The organism is Shimia sp. MMG029 (assembly GCF_027947445.1).
GTDB lineage: Bacteria > Pseudomonadota > Alphaproteobacteria > Rhodobacterales > Rhodobacteraceae > Shimia.
This window is the reverse complement of sequence record NZ_JAQJIM010000011.1, coordinates 1-15927: the sequence shown is the minus strand read 5'-3', so window position 1 is coordinate 15927 and position 15927 is coordinate 1. Positions and strand designations below refer to the sequence as shown.

The following is a 15927-nucleotide window of genomic DNA, read 5'->3' as shown; positions in this document are numbered from 1 at the left end:
TTGGCAAACAGGCCTTTTCGCCCTGCGCCAAACCTGCCAGTCTGCACTTTAAATGGGAGGATCACATGGCCATCACAACTTGTGTTTTTGACGCTTACGGCACGCTTTTTGACGTCGCCGCCGCCGCGCGGGAAGCCGCAAGCGAACCGGGACGAGAGGCATTTGCCGCCCATTGGCAGGTTGTGGCCAACAACTGGCGCCTCAAACAGCTGCAATATACATGGCTGCGCGCCGTGGCAGATGCCCACACCGATTTCTGGGAGGTCACGCAAAACGGGCTCGACTGGGCGCTCGAAGCGGCGGGCCTTCACGACGATGCCGAGCTGCGCGAACGCCTGCTGGCACTTTATTGGGAGCTTTCGGCTTACCCCGAGGTGCCCAACATGCTTGCCAAACTGAAAACCGCAGGCTTTAACACTGCGATCCTCTCCAACGGCTCCCCCGACATGCTCAACGGTGCGGTACAATCAGCCCATGTCGGAGAATTCCTTGATGATGTGCTCAGCGTCGAAGACGTGGGCATCTTCAAGCCCGCCGCCTCTGTCTATGACCTTGTCGGCAAACGCTTTAACTGCGCCAAGAACGAGGTGCTGTTTGTCTCCTCCAACGGCTGGGATGCAGGCTGCGCCACCGGCTACGGCTTCACCACCGCCTGGGTCAACCGCGCCGGCGAACCGGTGGACCGCCTGCCCTGGCAACCGGCCCATATACTGTCTGACCTGACCACCATCCCCGATCTTGCGAGCGCCTGATGCCCCATTTCACCACATCTGATGGCCTGTCGATTTACTATGATGACACCGGCGGCGACGGCCCGGTTGTGCTGTGCCTTGCGGGCCTCACCCGCAACACCACGGATTTTGACTATGTTCTGCCCCATCTGACCGACGCCCGGGTGATCCGCATGGATTATCGCGGGCGCGGGCAATCTGACTGGGCCGAAGATTTCAGCACCTACAGCCTGCCCCGCGAAGCCCAGGACGCGCTGGAGCTGCTGGATCATCTGGGGCTGGAAAAAACCGCCATCCTTGGCACGTCGCGCGGTGGTCTCATTGCCCTCACGCTCATGGACATGGCCCCCACTCGCATCACCGGTGTCTGCTTCAATGACATTGGCCCGGTGATTGAAACCTCTGGTCTGGAAATCATCCTTGTCTTCATTGGCCGCAAGCCAATCTGGAAAACCCGCGCAGAGGCCGCCGAGGCGCTGGCAGAGCGTCTGCCCGGCTTTCACAACGTCCCGGCCAGCCGCTGGGCCGAGGAAGCCGCGCATCACTTCGTGGAAACCGAAAGCGGGCTTGCCATCAACTATGATCCCAAGCTGCGCAACGCCGTGCTGGCAGAGTTTGATCCGCGTGCACCCGCTGGCGACATGTGGCCGCAGTTTGACAAGCTCGCTGGTCTGCCGCTTGCGGTCCTGCGTGGCAAAAACAGCGACATTCTGAGCCGCGAAACGGTGGAGGAAATGCAGGCCCGCGCGCCCATTCTGGCGGCAGAGGTCACAGACCGCGCCCATGTGCCCTTTCTGGATGAGCCAGAAAGCCTCGCCGTTCTGCACCAATGGGTTTCTACCCTCAAAGAGCGGGAAAGCTTATGAACATAGACATGATCCGCGCGGCCCAAACGCGCCTTGAGGGCCACGCCCGCCGCACCCCCCTGCTGACCTCGCCGTTTCTGGATGAGATCGCAGGCCGCCGCCTGCTTGTGAAACCGGAATGCCTGCAACACACAGGGTCGTTCAAATTCCGAGGCGGCTGGGCAGCGGTCTCCGCATTGGGCGCGGCAACCCGCAAACGCGGCATCATCGCCTATTCCTCCGGCAACCACGCGCAGGGCGTCGCACTCGCCGCAGCCAAACACGGCGCGCCCGCAGTGATCGTCATGCCCAAAGACGCCCCGCAGCTGAAAATTGACAACACCCGCGCCTTGGGCGCCGAAGTTGTGCTCTATGACCGCGCCGGTGGCGAAAACCGCGAGGAGGTTGGCGGCACCATTGCCAAGGCGCGCGGCCTGACCCTGATCCGCCCTTATGACGAGCCAGAGGTGATCGCCGGTCAGGGCACCACCGGTCTTGAAATCGCGTCTCAGGCCGCTGAGATGGGAGTCACCTCCGGGGATGTGCTGGTCTGTTGCGGTGGCGGCGGGCTGACCTCCGGCATCGCGCTGGCGCTAGAGGCTGAAGCCCTAGAAATGCGCGTGCGCACCGCTGAACCGGAAGCATTTGACGATGTGGCGCGGTCTTTGGCGTCGGGCACGATTGAAACCAACGCGCGCAACTCTGGCAGCCTCTGTGACGCCATCATCACCCCAAGTCCGGGCGAGATTACATTCCCGATCATGTCCCGCCTCTGCGGCCCCGGCCTTGTGGTCAGCGAAGAGGAAGCGTTGCACGCGATGGCATTGGCCTTCAAACGCTTGAAAATCGTGGTGGAGCCGGGCGGCGCAGTCGCGCTTGCCGCCGCGCTGTTTCATGGCGACCAAATCGAAGGAGAGGCCGTCGTGGCCGTCTGCACCGGCGGCAATGTGGACGTCGATGTGTTCAACAATGCCCTTTCCAAATACGCCTAACGCAAGGGGCGTGGCTCCTACCAAGGGCAGCGCCCGAACCGCATGGGGCGGCCAGCCACTTGGCGCAGGCTCTACCGTATCGCATGATAGTTTCGGTTTTGCGCTCCCCTTCCCAACGCGCCCGCCCCGGTGGGGGGCGGTTCGGGCGCTGCCCGGCTTTCAGCCGCGCCAACCTGCGAGATTTTTCATATGACCCAATTCACCATCGCCTCTTTCAACGTCAAAAACCTCATCGGCCCGGATCAGGAATACTACACTTTCCAGTCCTACACGCCTGAGGAATACGCCTGGAAAGAAGACTGGACCGCCTCTCAGATTTTCTCGATGGACGCTGACATCATCGGCTTTCAGGAAATCTTCGAAGAAAGCGCCCTGCGCGATGTGGTGGCAGAGGCCGACCGCATTGGGGCCGCCTCCAATGAAGCCGTCATCCCCGACCGCTCCAAACGCTATCATCGCAAAGCCATCTTTCGCAAATTGGGCTACACGCCTTATGGCACCGAGGGCCTGTTTGTAGCCCCCAATGTGAACGACACCGGTGAACCCGGCCACCGCCGCCCCGGCGTCGCCATTCTGTCCCGCTTTGGTTTTGCCGAACCACCCGAGGTGATTCAGGAACTTGCCGAGCCCATCAAAATTCCCTTTTCGGCTTTGGGCGGCGGTGAGGCGGGCCACTTCACACTGACCCGCACCTCCCGCCCGATCCTGAAGGCGCGCATTCCGGTGGGCGATCAGGTCATCACCGTCTTCAACTGCCATCTCAAATCGAAGCTCGGCGAGTTTGTCCGTGATCCTGAGACTGGCGCAGCGGCTGAGGCCGATCTCACCACCTATGACCCGCTTGGCCGCGCCATGGGGGCCATTCGCGCGAGCCTGCGCCGTATGGCCGAAGCTTGGGTGCTGCGCCGCGCCATTGTCGAAGAGTTGAACTTGGGCCGCCCTGTGATGGTTCTGGGGGATTTCAACGACGGCGAACATGCGGTCAGCTCTGAAATCATCTCCGGCGAGGTGCCCTTCCGAAACTACAGCTGGATGCTGCGCCATGATGCCAAACATGCCAATGACCGCTACAGCCGCGATGAAAACGACGCCATTCAAGAGGCCGTGGGCGCGGTGCGCCTCACCTCTGCTGAGGCGCTCTTCACCCGCAAATCCCTGCGCGACATGGTCTACACTACGGCCTTTGGCGGGGTCTATGAAAGCATTGACCAAATCTATCTTTCGCGCCATTTCCACCCAGACAACGCAGCCCGCTTGGGCGACATGGAGTATTTCAGCGTGTTCAACGACCATCTCACCGATGGCAGCCACGCCGAAGCGCCTTATAACAAGCTGGCCTCTGACCACGGACAAATCATGGCCCACATGCGCCTGAAGGACTAACCCACATGCCCTTTGCCACACTCAATGGCATTCAAATCCACTACCGCGAAGACGGCGACCCAGCAGGCGCGCCCATTATGTTTCTCAACTCTTTGGGCACAGACATGCGGCTCTGGGATCCCATCTTGGCGCATTTGCCCGCGGGCCTGCGCCTGATACGCGCCGACATGCGCGGTCATGGACAGACAGAGGTGCCACCCGCCCCCTACGCCATGGGCCAACTTGTCAAAGACGCCGAAGCCTTGCTGGATCATCTGGAAGTCAAAGACGCGCTGGTGGTCGGCCTGTCGATCGGCGGCATGGTGGCGCAAGGTCTGGCGGTCAAACGGCTTGATCTGGTGCGGGCGCTCGTGCTCTCCAACACCGCCGCAAAAATCGGCTCTCCCAAGATGTGGGACGAACGTATCGACACGGCGGAAACCAAAGGTATCGCCGCCCTGTCAGAGGCAACCATGACCCGCTGGTTCAGCCGCGACTTCCGCATCCGGCCAGAGCTGGGCCAGTGGCGCGCGCTGTTTGAGGCCACGCCGCCTACAGGCTACGCAGGCTGCGCCGCCGCGATCAAAGGCACAGACTTTTACACCCCCACCTCCGGCCTGCGCCTGCCCACCTTTGGCATCGCGGGGTCTGAGGATGGCTCCACGCCGCCCGATCTGGTGCGCGAAACCGTCGAGCTGATCCCCGGCGCACGCATGGAACTGATGCGCCGCGTGGGCCATCTGCCCTGCGTGGAAAAGCCTGTCGAATACGCCCAACTTCTCACTGACTTCATGAAAGAGACCGGCCATGTCTGACATCCCGCGCACCGGCGCTGACATCCTGCTCGTACATGGCTCCTGCCACGGCGCGTGGTGCTGGCGCGATCTCATCCCCGCGCTCGCGGCCCTCGGCCATCACCCCCGCGCCATTGACCTGCCCTCTCATGGCGCTGACACCACTCCGGTGGCAGAGGTCACATTGGACAGCTGCGCCGAAGCCATTGTGAACGCCCTTGGCGACAACACCGTGGTGCTCGGCCACAGCTGGGGCGGCTTCCCAATCACCCGCGCCGCCGACATCGCCCCCACTAAAATCGCCCGCCTGATCTATCTGTGCGCCTACGCCCCTTGGGATGGGCATTCACTAGCCGATATGCGCCGCGCCGCGCCCCGTCAGCCACTGATGAAAGCTGTGGTCAAATCAGAGGACGGCGCCAGCTACACGATTGATCCCGCCCAGACCCGCGCCGCGTTTTATCACGACTGCCCCGCAGGCACCGAAGATTTTGCCAACGCCCACCTCTGCCCCCAATCGATCCGCGCGCAGTCTGATCCCATCACCCTGGGGGAGGGCCACCGCGCCACGCCCCGCAGCTACATCCGCTGTGCCGATGACCAAACCATCCCGCCAGAATTTCAGGTCACAATGACACAGGACTGGCCAAGCGCGGATGTTTATGAGATGGCCACAAGCCATTCTCCCTTCTTTGCCGATCCTACAGGCCTTGCCGCCCTGATCGACCGCATCCTGAAAGCCAGCTGATGACCGCCTCCGTCTTTGACAGCCCCATGTTCACCAAGCTTTTCCCAGTGGGAGAGGCCGGGCGCCTTTTCACCCACAGCGCCGAACTGCGCGCCGCGCTGCTGGTTCTGGGCACGCTTGCCAAAGTACAGGCCACCCGCGGTGACATCCCCGAGGACAGCGGCTTCTTCATCCACCGCAGCGCCATGGAGGTGCAGGTGGATCCGGCGGGCCTCGCCGCGGGGGTGGCCACCGATCAAACCTATATCCCCGCGCTGATCGCCGCCTTTGACAAAGCCATGGAAGCGCCCGAGCACAGCCGCTTCATCGGCCATGGCGCCACCCCGCAGGACATTGCGGACACCGCCCTGATGCTGCGGCTGCGCCAGCTGCTGGGCCTCGCAGAAAAAGCCCTACAAGCCCTGCCAGAAACCAATCAAACCGCCGCCGTGCTGGCGGAATTGCCCGCCCTGCGCGCGGAGGCCATTCACGCAGCCTTTGCGAACGATGCGGACATCGGCGCCGAGATCGCAAGCGCGCTGTCGCTGGGCACATCCGGCGACACCCGCCAAAGCACACGCACCATTGCCCAATGGCTCACCGCTGCTGCGCAGGCCGCCGCTCACCCCCCCGCATCCCAAACGCAGCCCAGCCCCACAGCCGCCGCGCTCCTCCAGCAGGTGCAAACCCTCAACGGCACATTGCAGCTCAGCACACTGGCGCCCCACGCCAGTCTCGCCGAAACCCTCCACCTGCCCCAGATCGCCCTTGGCAGTCTATCGCTGTTGCAAATGGTCAGACCCGCCTCAGATTGACGTTAGGGAAAGATTGCCTCTGACATCAGCTTGCGCCAGCGTGGCGCAACGTCTTGAAGCTGTGGGGAGGCGCTTCAAAAAGTGGCACATCCAAGTGCCAACTGGTGGCGTATTCACATCACATTTTCAGCTCTCGCCATCGCAGGACAGACAGCAAACTCATGAAAAATCGCCTTCCCACTCTGGTGATCCTCACCACCGTCATCATTGATGCCATGGGCATCGGGCTGATCCTGCCGGTGATGCCCGATCTCATTCGCGAAGTCACCGGCGGGGATCTGGGCGCGGCGGCCATCTGGGGCGGCGTGCTGTCCACCGTCTTTGCCTTCATGCAATTTCTCTGCGGCCCCCTGCTTGGCAACCTGTCTGACCGGTTTGGCCGCCGCCCCGTCCTGTTGATTTCTCTGGCTGTGATGTCCGCCGATTATGTCATCATGGCGCTGGCGCAGAACATCTGGGTTCTGGTGATCGGCCGCGTGATCGCCGGGATCACAGCCGCCACCTATGCCACCGCCATGGCCTATATGGCCGACATCTCTACCCCACAGGACAAAGCCCGCGCCTTTGGTCTGGTGGGCGCTGGGGTGGGCATTGGCTTCGTGCTTGGCCCAGCCATGGGCGGCATTCTCGGCCAATTTGGCACCCGCGCGCCTTTCTGGGCCGCCGCTGTGCTGGCAGGCGGCAATGCCTTTCTGGGGTGGATGGTGCTGAAGGAAACGGTGACACAAGCCAATCGCCGCAGCTTTGAATGGCGCCGCGCCAATCCGCTTGGCGCGCTCCATGCGCTCAACCACCTGCCCGCGATGACCAAGCTGCTTCTGGTGTTCTTCCTCTATCAAATCGCAGCAGCCGTTTATCCCGCCATCTGGGCCTATTTTGTCACCGAACGCTTTGCCTGGGAGGAAGGCATGATCGGCGTGTCACTGTCCACCTATGGGCTCTGTTACGCCATTGTGCAGGCCGCGCTGATCGCGCCCACCATCAAATGGCTTGGCAACCGCCGCACCGTTGTCATCGGGCTCGCGCTGGAAGTGGTTGCGCTGATCTATATCGGGTTTATCCCGTCCGGCATGCTGCTGTTGATGGGCATTCCCCTCGCAGCGCTGGCCTCTGTAGGCCTGCCCGCACTGCAAGGCATCATGAGCCGCCGCGTCGCCGACGATGCACAGGGAGAGCTACAGGGCATTTCCTCCTCGCTGACCTCTCTGGCACATATTCTAGCGCCCTTGGTGATGACACAAACCTTTGCCTATTTCTCCGCTGACCATGCAATGTTTTACCTGCCTGGCGCGCCCTTCCTGCTTGCTGCCGTGCTTATGGTGTTGTCCCTGATCGTGTTTGCCGGATCCCGTAGATCCGCATGATGCGTCAAAAACGACTGTGGGCACTGGCACGCAACCGCAAAGAGCCGCTATTGTCCGGCCGAGCGGCCAGGCTCCTGAGCCAACGCCGCCCCCGCGCGCACAAAAGGAAAGATACGTTTTGAAGTTCGTCACCAATCTGTTCAAGCCCGCAGAAGCAAAGCCCCCTGCACCGGCCACTTCCGAAACCTCAATGAACTTCGATCTGCAGGAGGTCGCCCCCTTCCTCACACAACTTGGCAATAACGCACGCTTCACCTTCCCAGCCGCTCTTGCAGAGGAGATCGCACATGGGCTGCAGGACATGGCCGTTGATGAGACACGCCGTTGGAAGCTCACCTGCGATTTTGACCGTCAACCGATCCTGATGGAGATCGAGGCGTTGATGGATGACATCGACGCGCCCGATCTCACCTTCTTTGGCACCTTGGACGCGGTGGCGGAAATTCAGCAAGAGCTGGAGGCGTTCGCCGCCGCCAAAGGGCTCTGACGCATGCGCAACGCGCGGTGCGAAAACCTTTCTGAGCACCGCAAAATTGCACCGTCGCAATACCGTTGGAAAACCGACGCAATACCGACGTTGAAAAACATGGTTAACAACAACCGTTGCCTCTAGGATCGCTCCCATGAAGCTCACGGATCTCGACGTCATCATCACCGCGCCCCCAGCCCCCGGTTGGGGCGGGCGCTACTGGATCTTGGTAAAGCTCACCACAGACACGGGTATTGTTGGATGGGGCGAATGTTATGCCTCCTCTATTGGACCTGCGGCGATGACACATGTCATCCGGGATGTGTTTGAGCGGTACTTTCTCAATGAAAACCCTGAAAACATTGAGAGATTATTCCGCAGAACGTATTCTTCCGGCTTCACGCAACGCCCAGATCTGACCGTGATGGGCGCCTTTTCGGGGCTGGAAATCGCCTGTTGGGATATCCTCGGCAAAGACCGTGACCGGCCCGTCTACGCATTGCTCGGCGGCTTGATGAACGAGCGGCTACGCGCCTATACTTACCTTTATCCTCTTGAAAAGCATACGATTTCAGAGTTTTGGACCTCCCCTGAAATGGCCGCTGAAAGCGCGCTGGCCGCGATAGAGCAGGGCTACACCGCCATAAAATTCGACCCCGCCGGCCCCTACACCATGCGCGGTGGCCACATGCCCGCGATGAGCGACATCACGCAATCCGTCGCCTTCTGCAAAGCGATCCGGGAAGCCGTTGGAAACAAAGCGGATTTGCTCTTTGGCACCCACGGCCAATTCACCACCGCAGGCGCCATTCGTCTGGGTCAGGCGCTCGAATCCTACAGCCCGCTCTGGTTCGAAGAGCCCACCCCGCCAGAAAATATCGAAGACATGGCCCGCGTTGCGCGCACCGTCCGAATCCCTGTTGCCACAGGCGAGCGCCTGACCACCAAATCAGAGTTCGCAGCCGTCCTGCGCGCAGGGGCTGCAGAGATTTTGCAGCCCGCCCTAGGACGCGCAGGGGGCATATGGGAAATGAAAAAAGTCGCAGCGATTGCAGAGTGTTATAACGCACAGATGGCGCCGCACCTTTATGCTGGCCCCATTGAATGGGCCGCCAATATCCATCTTGCGGCCTCCATTCCCAACCTGCTGATGATCGAAACAATCGATACGCCCTTTCACAACGCGCTGATCAAGAATCACCTTAGAGTAGAACAAGGTTTCGTGATCCCCCCAACAGCACCGGGTCTGGGCATCGAGGTTGATGAAACCCTTGCTCGTATGAATCCATTTGATGGCAAAGGGTTACACCTGCAAATGCAGGACGCCCCCTGCGATTACGTCAACGGCAACAGTTTTGAAGGCGGGGCTCCTCCGAAGCACTGACGTGTCTCGCAACCCCAGCCTGCACATGTTATATGAGAAGCGGACAACCGCTTTTCTGCCTAACCGGAACCAACAGCCGTGACCCTAAAAGACCCGCCTGAATTGCACAGTGAGATGGCTAAAAATGCCGATGCTGCAGCGACTTATCTCAAGACACTGGCCCATTCCGGGCGGCTCATGATCCTGTGCCATCTGGAAGGCGGGGAAAAATCGGTGAGCGAACTTGAGGCCCTGCTGGATCTGCGTCAGGCTGCAGTCAGTCAGATGCTCGCACGTCTGCGCGAAGAGGGGCTCGTGGCCACGCGGCGCGAAGGTAAAACGATCTACTATCGCCTCGCAGATTCCAACACATCACAGATTATCTCCCTGTTATATCGTCTTTTTTGCGCGCCAGCTGCGGAGTGATCTCTGGTGCCTGACACGCTGCCAGCCAAAATCTCTGATTGGTTTGCGACGCGTGGTTGGCAGGCGCATCCTCACCAGCTGGACATGCTCGCCCGGGCCGATGCACCCTGTACGTTGCTGATCGCCCCAACCGGTGGCGGAAAAACCCTCGCGGGCTTTTTGCCCACTCTGTGTGATCTCGCCGCCGCTCCCCATAACGGGCTGCACACAGTTTATGTCAGCCCTCTCAAGGCCTTAGCCGCCGACATCAAGCGCAATCTGCGCACACCGGTCGAAGAAATCGGGCTGGATATTCGAATAGAGGACCGCACCGGAGACACCTCCCAAACTGTCAAAAAACGCCAGCGCGTTGATCCGCCTGACATATTGCTCACAACGCCGGAAAGTCTTGCACTGCTGCTGTCATATGAGGACGCCCCTCGCATCTTTGCGGGGCTAAAGCGCGTGATTGTCGATGAGATCCATGCACTTGCCGAGAGCAAACGCGGAGACCAGCTGTTCCTTGCTCTGTCCCGCCTGCAAGCACTGCGCCCCAATCTGCGCCGCGTTGGCCTTTCGGCCACTGTCGACCAGCCCGCAGAAATCGCCCGACTGCTGGCCCGCAATCCTGACCCGTGTGACATTCTCTATGCAGACCCCGGTCCAGCACCAGACATCGCAATGCTGACCACCAAGGAAGCCCCGCCCTGGTCAGGGGGCGGCGCGGCCTATGCGATCCCTGCGGTGCTGGAACACGTGAAGGCCCACACCACGACGTTGATCTTTCACAACACCCGTGCACAGGCCGAAATTTTCTTTCACAATCTGTGGCTTGCCAATGACGAAGGGCTGCCCATAGGCATTCACCACGGCAGCCTTGACCGCGCACAGCGAGAGAAGGTGGAAGCGGCCATGGTGCGTGGGGACCTGCGCGCGATTGTCTGCACCGGCAGCCTGGATCTGGGGATCGATTGGGGCGATGTCGATCTGGTGATCCAGGTCGGCGCTCCCAAAAATGTCAAACGCCTGATCCAGCGCATCGGACGCGCCAACCACCGCTACAACGCGCCTTCCAAGGCCCTGCTTGTGCCAGCCAACCGCTGGGAGGTGGTCGAATGTGTCAACGCTCTGGACGCCGTCCGCGCGGGCGAACTCGACGGGGATACCCGGGGTCCCGGGCCTGAAGATGTCCTGTGTCAACACATCCTGCTCACTGCTTCCGCAGGCCCATTTGATGCAGATGCCCTATTTGCGGAGATCGTCAGCGTGGGCGCCTATACTGACCTGTCTCGATCAGAATTTGAGGCCTGCCTCGACTTCTGCGCCACTGGTGGATATGCGCTAAAGGCTTATGATCGTTGGCAAAGACTGCAACTTCGGGAGGATGGTCTTTGGCAGTTGCGCGATCCACGCAGTGCCGCGCGCCTGCGCATGAACGCTGGCACCATACAGGACAGCGATACGCTTAAGGTGCAGCTCAAGCGCAATCGGGGTGGCAAGCCCCTCGGCGAAGTCGAAGAGGCCTTTGCCGCGACACTTTCGGCCGGCGACACTTTCCTGATTGGCGGGCAAATCGTACGCTACGAGGGCCTGCGAGACATGACCGTGCAGGTGTCGCGCAACGCAGCACGAAAACCGCGCGTGGCTGTCTTCTCCGGCACCAAATTTGCCACATCCACCCAGCTTTCCCAACGCACCCTGCGCTACCTGCAGCAGGGGGACTGGCCCGACCTCCCCGCTCACACCGCCGACTGGTTGCGCCTGCAACGAGACATGTCGCGCCTGCCCGAACCCAATCGACTGCTCGTTGAAACGTTCGAACGCGACGGGCGGCAAAACATGTGCGTCTATGGGTTTGCAGGCCGCAATGCCCAGCAAACTTTGGGACTTCTGCTCACCAAACGGATGGAAGAGATGGATCTGGCCCCAATGGGGTTTGTGTCGTCTGACTATGCCACGTTGATCTGGGGATTGGACGAGGTGGTCGATCCAAAGCTATTGTTTGATCTCAAGGTGATGCAGGAAGGGTTAGAAGGCTGGCTGGCCGGTAACGCATTGATGAAGCGCACCTTTCGAGCATCAGCCACCATCGCGGGCCTGATCGAGCGTAACACACCGGGTGCGAAAAAATCTGGACGGCAGGCAACCTTCAGTTCTGATATTCTGTATGACACCTTGCTCAAGTACGATCCCGATCACCTGTTGATGAAAGTCACACGCACCGAAGCCATGCGTGGCCTCGTGGACTTTGCGCGTATAGAAATGCTGCTCCAGCAAGTTGGCGACAGGATCGACCATGTGCGCACGCCGCATGTCACCCCGCTAGCGGCGCCATTGCTTCTGGAGGTGGGTAAGGTACCCGTGCAAAGCGGCAGTGCAGAAGAGCGCCTGCTCGCAGAGGAAACCGCAGCGTTGATGAAGGACAGCGGCCTTGCGCAGGTCTAGGTGCAAAAGAAACGTCAAATGCACAAACCACATATGCAGCGCCGCTCCGTCTTGATAACAGCGAAACATGCAAATAAGAACGTACCATGAACGGCGTCGCACTATCATTTGCAGATTGCACCCTAACAGCATTGGCATCTGGCGCTTTGTGGTGGCAGGCGCAAAAGCTCGTCGTGGTCTCCGATCTGCATCTCGGCAAGTCCGAGCGCGTGCGACGCAGAGGTGGCCCGTCGATGCCCCCCTACGAAACACGCGACACGTTGCTGCGCCTGGAACACGTTCTGGAAGAAACGCAGCCTGCAACGGTGGTGTGCCTAGGCGACAGTTTTGACGATGCCGAGGCGGCCAAGTCACTGCCAGAAGCAGAGCGGCTGTGGATCGCACGTTTGCAGGCCGGACGCCGCTGGATTTGGATAGAGGGCAATCATGATCCCGGCCCCATCGACATGGGCGGAGAACATCTCGCAGAGCTACACCTGTCGCCGCTGATATTCCGCCACATCGCACAAACTGGCGAAAACGGCGAAATCTCAGGACATTACCATCCGAAAGTCGCGCTTCAGACTCGGCTCCGCAAAATCTCGCGCGCTGCGTTCCTGTTTGACAGGGACCGCATCATTCTACCTGCCTTTGGCACCTATACGGGCGGCTTGCGCAGTGACGCCGATGTGCTCTCAGAACTCATGCGCCCTGACGCCATGGCCATTTTGACCGGCAAGACGCCACGTCTTATCCCTATGCCGCGCTGAGCCGCTTGACGGAACATCAACGGTGCCTTCTGCTCCGTGTTGGGAGGAGCCACCATGTCACTTTCAGAGCCGATCAGACAGAAGATCAAAGACAGCTTTGCCAAACAGGCCATGATGGCCACTTTCGGCGCAGAGCTTGCGGATATTGACGCGGGCCAGATCACGATAAGGGCGCCGATCCTGCCTACCTGCAGTCAACAGCACGGTTTCGGCCATGCGGCCTTGACCTTTGGTCTTGGTGACAGCGCAGCGGGCTATGCTGCGCTGTCTGTGATGCCTCAGGGGGCGGAAGTGCTGACCAGCGAAATGAAGATCCATCTGCTCGCCCCTGCGCAGGGCGACCGGCTCGAAGCCATTGGCAAGGTGATCAAACCCGGGCGGCGTCTCGTGATTGTGCAGGCAGAGGTGTTTGCCATCTTAGCAGAGCAGCGTACGCAAATCGCGCTGATGACCGGCACGATGGTCCCTAGCCTGCCAAAATAGAACGGGCGGCTCCCAGAGCCGCCCGTAACGTTTCACAGTCTCAAAAGACTTATGCGGTCAGACCTTCTGGCTCGTCCAAGCCATTGGCACGACAGCAGGCTGTCACAGTATTGGCCAGCAGGCAGGCGATGGTCATCGGGCCCACGCCACCGGGCACAGGTGTGATTGCCCCGGCCACTTTGGCCGCGCTCTCGTAGTGCACGTCGCCCACAAGGCGGGTTTTGCCTTCGCCTTTTTCAGGTGCGTCGATGCGGTTGATGCCCACGTCGATCACGGTTGCGCCTTCTTTGATCCAATCACCCGGCACCATTTCCGGGCGGCCAACAGCGGCGACAACGATGTCAGCTTGTTTCACCACGCCGGGCAGGTCTTTGGTGCGCGAATGCGCGATGGTCACAGTGGCGCTGTCATTCAGCAGAAGCTGCGCCATTGGCTTACCCACGATATTGGAGCGACCGATCACAACGGCATTCATGCCAGAAATCGACCCATGGTGATCGCGCAGCATCATCAGGCAGCCCAGAGGGGTGCAGGGCACCATGGATTTCTGACCGGTGCCCAGCAGGCCCACGTTGGAGATATGGAAACCATCAACGTCTTTTTCCGGCGCGATCGAGTTGATCACCAGATCTTCGTTCAGGTGACCCGGCAGCGGCAGCTGCACCAGAATGCCATGCACCGATGCATCGTTGTTGAGTTGATCAATCAACGCCAGCAGATCTGCTTCGGATGTGTCCGCTTCGAGCTTGTGCTCAAAGCTGTTCATGCCGGTTTCCACGGTCTGCTTGCCTTTGGAACGGACATAGACTTGGCTGGCTGGGTCTTCACCCACCAGCACAACGGCCAGACCGGGGGTGATCCCGTGATCCGCCTTAAGACGCGCGACATGGCCTGCCACCTTCTCGCGCACAGTGGCCGCAAAGGCCTTTCCATCAATCACTTGCGCAGTCATCTTGCTCTCCCCTTACGCGTCCGCCCGAGCGTAAGACGCCCGGTAATGATCCATCTGCATCCGTGTCGCCAACACGGCGTTTTTCATAAGCGTGGCCACCGTCACCGGGCCAACACCACCGGGCACCGGCGTGATCCACCCGGCCACCTCAGAACAGCTTGCAAAATCCGCATCACCAACAGTGCGCGGCCCGTCTGGCGTCTCAACCCGGTTGATGCCAATGTCGATCACCGCTGCGCCGGGTTTAATCATGTCACCTGTCACCAGCCCCGGCTTGCCCACGGCAACAAACACCGCATCTGCCGCACGGCTGTGCATGGCCACAGAGCGCGTCATGTGATGGCACACGGTTACGGTTGCCCCCAGGCCCATCATCAAGAAGGCAATCGGCTTGCCCACGATCTCGCTGTGACCGATCACCGTGACGTTCAGCCCTTCCATCTGCAGCGGCAGGGTTTTCAGGATTTCAACAGCCGCCACTGCGGTACAAGGCCCAAGTGCCAAATCGTTGTATACAATGTTGCCGATAGAGGCCGGATGCATGCCTTCCACATCTTTCAGTGGGTGCACTGTCTTCTGGAGCGCTTTCACTGGAATATGCTCTGGCAGCGGGCGCTGAATAATGATGCCGTTCACGCGCGGATCATGGTTAAGGCCCTGCAAAATACCGATCAGTTGTTCCAGAGACGTTTCCGACGGATAGCTGCGGGCTTCAAATTGAACGCCCGCACTTTCGGCCTGTTTCTGCTGGTTGCGGACATAGATTTCCGCCGCCGCTGTATCTCCAACACAGATAGACACCAACCGAGGCGCCCATCCCAGCTCACTCAGCGTCTGCGCCTCCGCTCTGACTTCCGCTCTAAGCTCCGCTGCAATCGCTTTGCCGTCAATCACCGCTGCGCGCATATGGTGTGCTCCGCTATTCGTATTTTATGGTCTGCGCTTCGCGCTCAATCGACCAATTTATCAATTGTCGCCACAAGGTCTCGATGAGGACTGGGTCCAGTCCTTCGGATTCTGCTGTGGTTTTCACTTTGGCCACCACATCTTCGATGCGGGCCGGAATAGAGGCCGGCAAGCCGGCCTCCTGTTTGATCTCTATCGCCCGGTCGATATAGGTTGCGCGCTTGACCAAAAGTTGGACCAACTCATGGTCCAACGCATCGATTTGCGCGCGCAAAGTGGGCATGTCAGGGCAATCGGCAGGGGCAAGCATCGCTGTTCTCCAGAACGTGTCGCGCATGCCTACCCTGCCTATACCCAAACCGCAATCGCGATCAGAACAGACCTTCGATCAAGCCTTCGTCGTTCAGTCGGATGCTTTCCGAAGCAGGCTTGCGCGGCAGACCTGGCATGGTCATGATCTCGCCGCAGACCACCACGATGAAGCCAGCACCGGCTGACAGACGCACCTCACGCACAGGCACGGAA

General features: G+C 60.1%; 18 protein-coding genes. 14 read left to right on the top strand and 4 right to left on the bottom strand.

Annotated features, from left to right (window positions below; genetic code table 11):
• Window positions 1–65: 65 nt before the first annotated feature.
• The 14 genes from PJL69_RS18755 (at window position 66) to PJL69_RS18690 (ending at window position 13544) form a co-directional block, all read left to right on the top strand.
• The gene (locus PJL69_RS18755) at window positions 66–752 is read left to right on the top strand and encodes a haloacid dehalogenase type II (protein ID WP_271311048.1); all 687 of its coding nucleotides are present in this window, start codon (window positions 66–68) and stop codon (window positions 750–752) included.
• A complete protein-coding gene (locus PJL69_RS18750) occupies window positions 752–1597 on the top strand; it encodes an alpha/beta fold hydrolase (protein ID WP_271311047.1) in 846 nt (281 codons plus the stop codon). The genes PJL69_RS18755 and PJL69_RS18750 overlap by 1 nt, the downstream gene beginning before the upstream one ends.
• Window positions 1594–2568, top strand: a complete 975-nt coding sequence (locus PJL69_RS18745) for a threonine ammonia-lyase (RefSeq protein WP_271311046.1) — start codon at window positions 1594–1596, stop codon at window positions 2566–2568. The genes PJL69_RS18750 and PJL69_RS18745 overlap by 4 nt, the downstream gene beginning before the upstream one ends.
• Before the next feature lie 189 nt (window positions 2569–2757).
• Window positions 2758–3951 (top strand): endonuclease/exonuclease/phosphatase family protein, encoded by a 1194-nt coding sequence (locus PJL69_RS18740; RefSeq protein WP_271311045.1) that lies wholly within the window; start codon window positions 2758–2760, stop codon window positions 3949–3951.
• A 5-nt stretch (window positions 3952–3956) separates the two neighbouring features.
• Window positions 3957–4745, top strand: coding sequence for a 3-oxoadipate enol-lactonase (gene pcaD / locus PJL69_RS18735; RefSeq protein ID WP_271311044.1), 789 nt, complete (start codon window positions 3957–3959; stop codon window positions 4743–4745).
• Entirely contained in the window at window positions 4738–5472 is a 735-nt protein-coding gene (locus tag PJL69_RS18730; protein WP_271311043.1) for an alpha/beta fold hydrolase, read from the top strand. The genes pcaD and PJL69_RS18730 overlap by 8 nt, the downstream gene beginning before the upstream one ends.
• Complete coding sequence (locus PJL69_RS18725) at window positions 5472–6266, top strand: hypothetical protein (RefSeq protein WP_271311042.1); 795 nt, start codon at window positions 5472–5474, stop codon at window positions 6264–6266. The genes PJL69_RS18730 and PJL69_RS18725 overlap by 1 nt, the downstream gene beginning before the upstream one ends.
• A 161-nt stretch (window positions 6267–6427) precedes the next feature.
• The gene (locus PJL69_RS18720; RefSeq protein WP_271311041.1) at window positions 6428–7630 is read left to right on the top strand and encodes a TCR/Tet family MFS transporter; all 1203 of its coding nucleotides are present in this window, start codon (window positions 6428–6430) and stop codon (window positions 7628–7630) included.
• A 118-nt stretch (window positions 7631–7748) separates the two neighbouring features.
• A complete protein-coding gene (locus PJL69_RS18715) occupies window positions 7749–8117 on the top strand; it encodes a hypothetical protein (RefSeq protein ID WP_271311040.1) in 369 nt (122 codons plus the stop codon).
• A 136-nt stretch (window positions 8118–8253) separates the two neighbouring features.
• Window positions 8254–9483: a mandelate racemase/muconate lactonizing enzyme family protein gene (locus PJL69_RS18710; RefSeq protein WP_271311039.1), complete on the top strand. Its 1230-nt coding sequence runs from the start codon at window positions 8254–8256 to the stop codon at window positions 9481–9483.
• Between the two features lie 114 nt (window positions 9484–9597).
• The gene (locus PJL69_RS18705) at window positions 9598–9888 is read left to right on the top strand and encodes an ArsR/SmtB family transcription factor (RefSeq protein ID WP_271311038.1); all 291 of its coding nucleotides are present in this window, start codon (window positions 9598–9600) and stop codon (window positions 9886–9888) included.
• Between the two features lie 6 nt (window positions 9889–9894).
• Window positions 9895–12312, top strand: a complete 2418-nt coding sequence (locus tag PJL69_RS18700) for a ligase-associated DNA damage response DEXH box helicase (protein WP_271311037.1) — start codon at window positions 9895–9897, stop codon at window positions 12310–12312.
• 86 nt (window positions 12313–12398) lie between these two features.
• Window positions 12399–13061 carry a ligase-associated DNA damage response endonuclease PdeM gene (gene pdeM / locus PJL69_RS18695; RefSeq protein ID WP_271311036.1) on the top strand — a complete coding sequence of 221 codons (663 nt, stop codon included), beginning with the start codon at window positions 12399–12401 and terminating at the stop codon, window positions 13059–13061.
• A gap of 54 nt (window positions 13062–13115) precedes the next feature.
• The gene (locus tag PJL69_RS18690) at window positions 13116–13544 is read left to right on the top strand and encodes a PaaI family thioesterase (protein WP_271311035.1); all 429 of its coding nucleotides are present in this window, start codon (window positions 13116–13118) and stop codon (window positions 13542–13544) included.
• A 49-nt stretch (window positions 13545–13593) separates the two neighbouring features.
• Here the strand turns inward: PJL69_RS18690 and folD are convergent, their stop codons facing one another.
• From folD to PJL69_RS18670, 4 genes are all read right to left on the bottom strand, one after another.
• The gene (gene folD, locus PJL69_RS18685; protein WP_271311034.1) at window positions 13594–14496 is read right to left on the bottom strand and encodes a bifunctional methylenetetrahydrofolate dehydrogenase/methenyltetrahydrofolate cyclohydrolase FolD; all 903 of its coding nucleotides are present in this window, start codon (window positions 14494–14496) and stop codon (window positions 13594–13596) included.
• 12 nt (window positions 14497–14508) lie between these two features.
• A complete protein-coding gene (locus tag PJL69_RS18680) occupies window positions 14509–15402 on the bottom strand; it encodes a bifunctional 5,10-methylenetetrahydrofolate dehydrogenase/5,10-methenyltetrahydrofolate cyclohydrolase (RefSeq protein ID WP_209100617.1) in 894 nt (297 codons plus the stop codon).
• A 13-nt stretch (window positions 15403–15415) separates the two neighbouring features.
• On the bottom strand, window positions 15416–15712 hold the full coding sequence (locus tag PJL69_RS18675) for a chorismate mutase (RefSeq protein WP_271311033.1): 297 nt from the start codon (window positions 15710–15712) through the stop codon (window positions 15416–15418).
• Between the two features lie 61 nt (window positions 15713–15773).
• On the bottom strand, window positions 15774–15927 hold a 154-nt coding region (locus tag PJL69_RS18670; RefSeq protein WP_271311096.1), incomplete at its 5' end, for a formate--tetrahydrofolate ligase.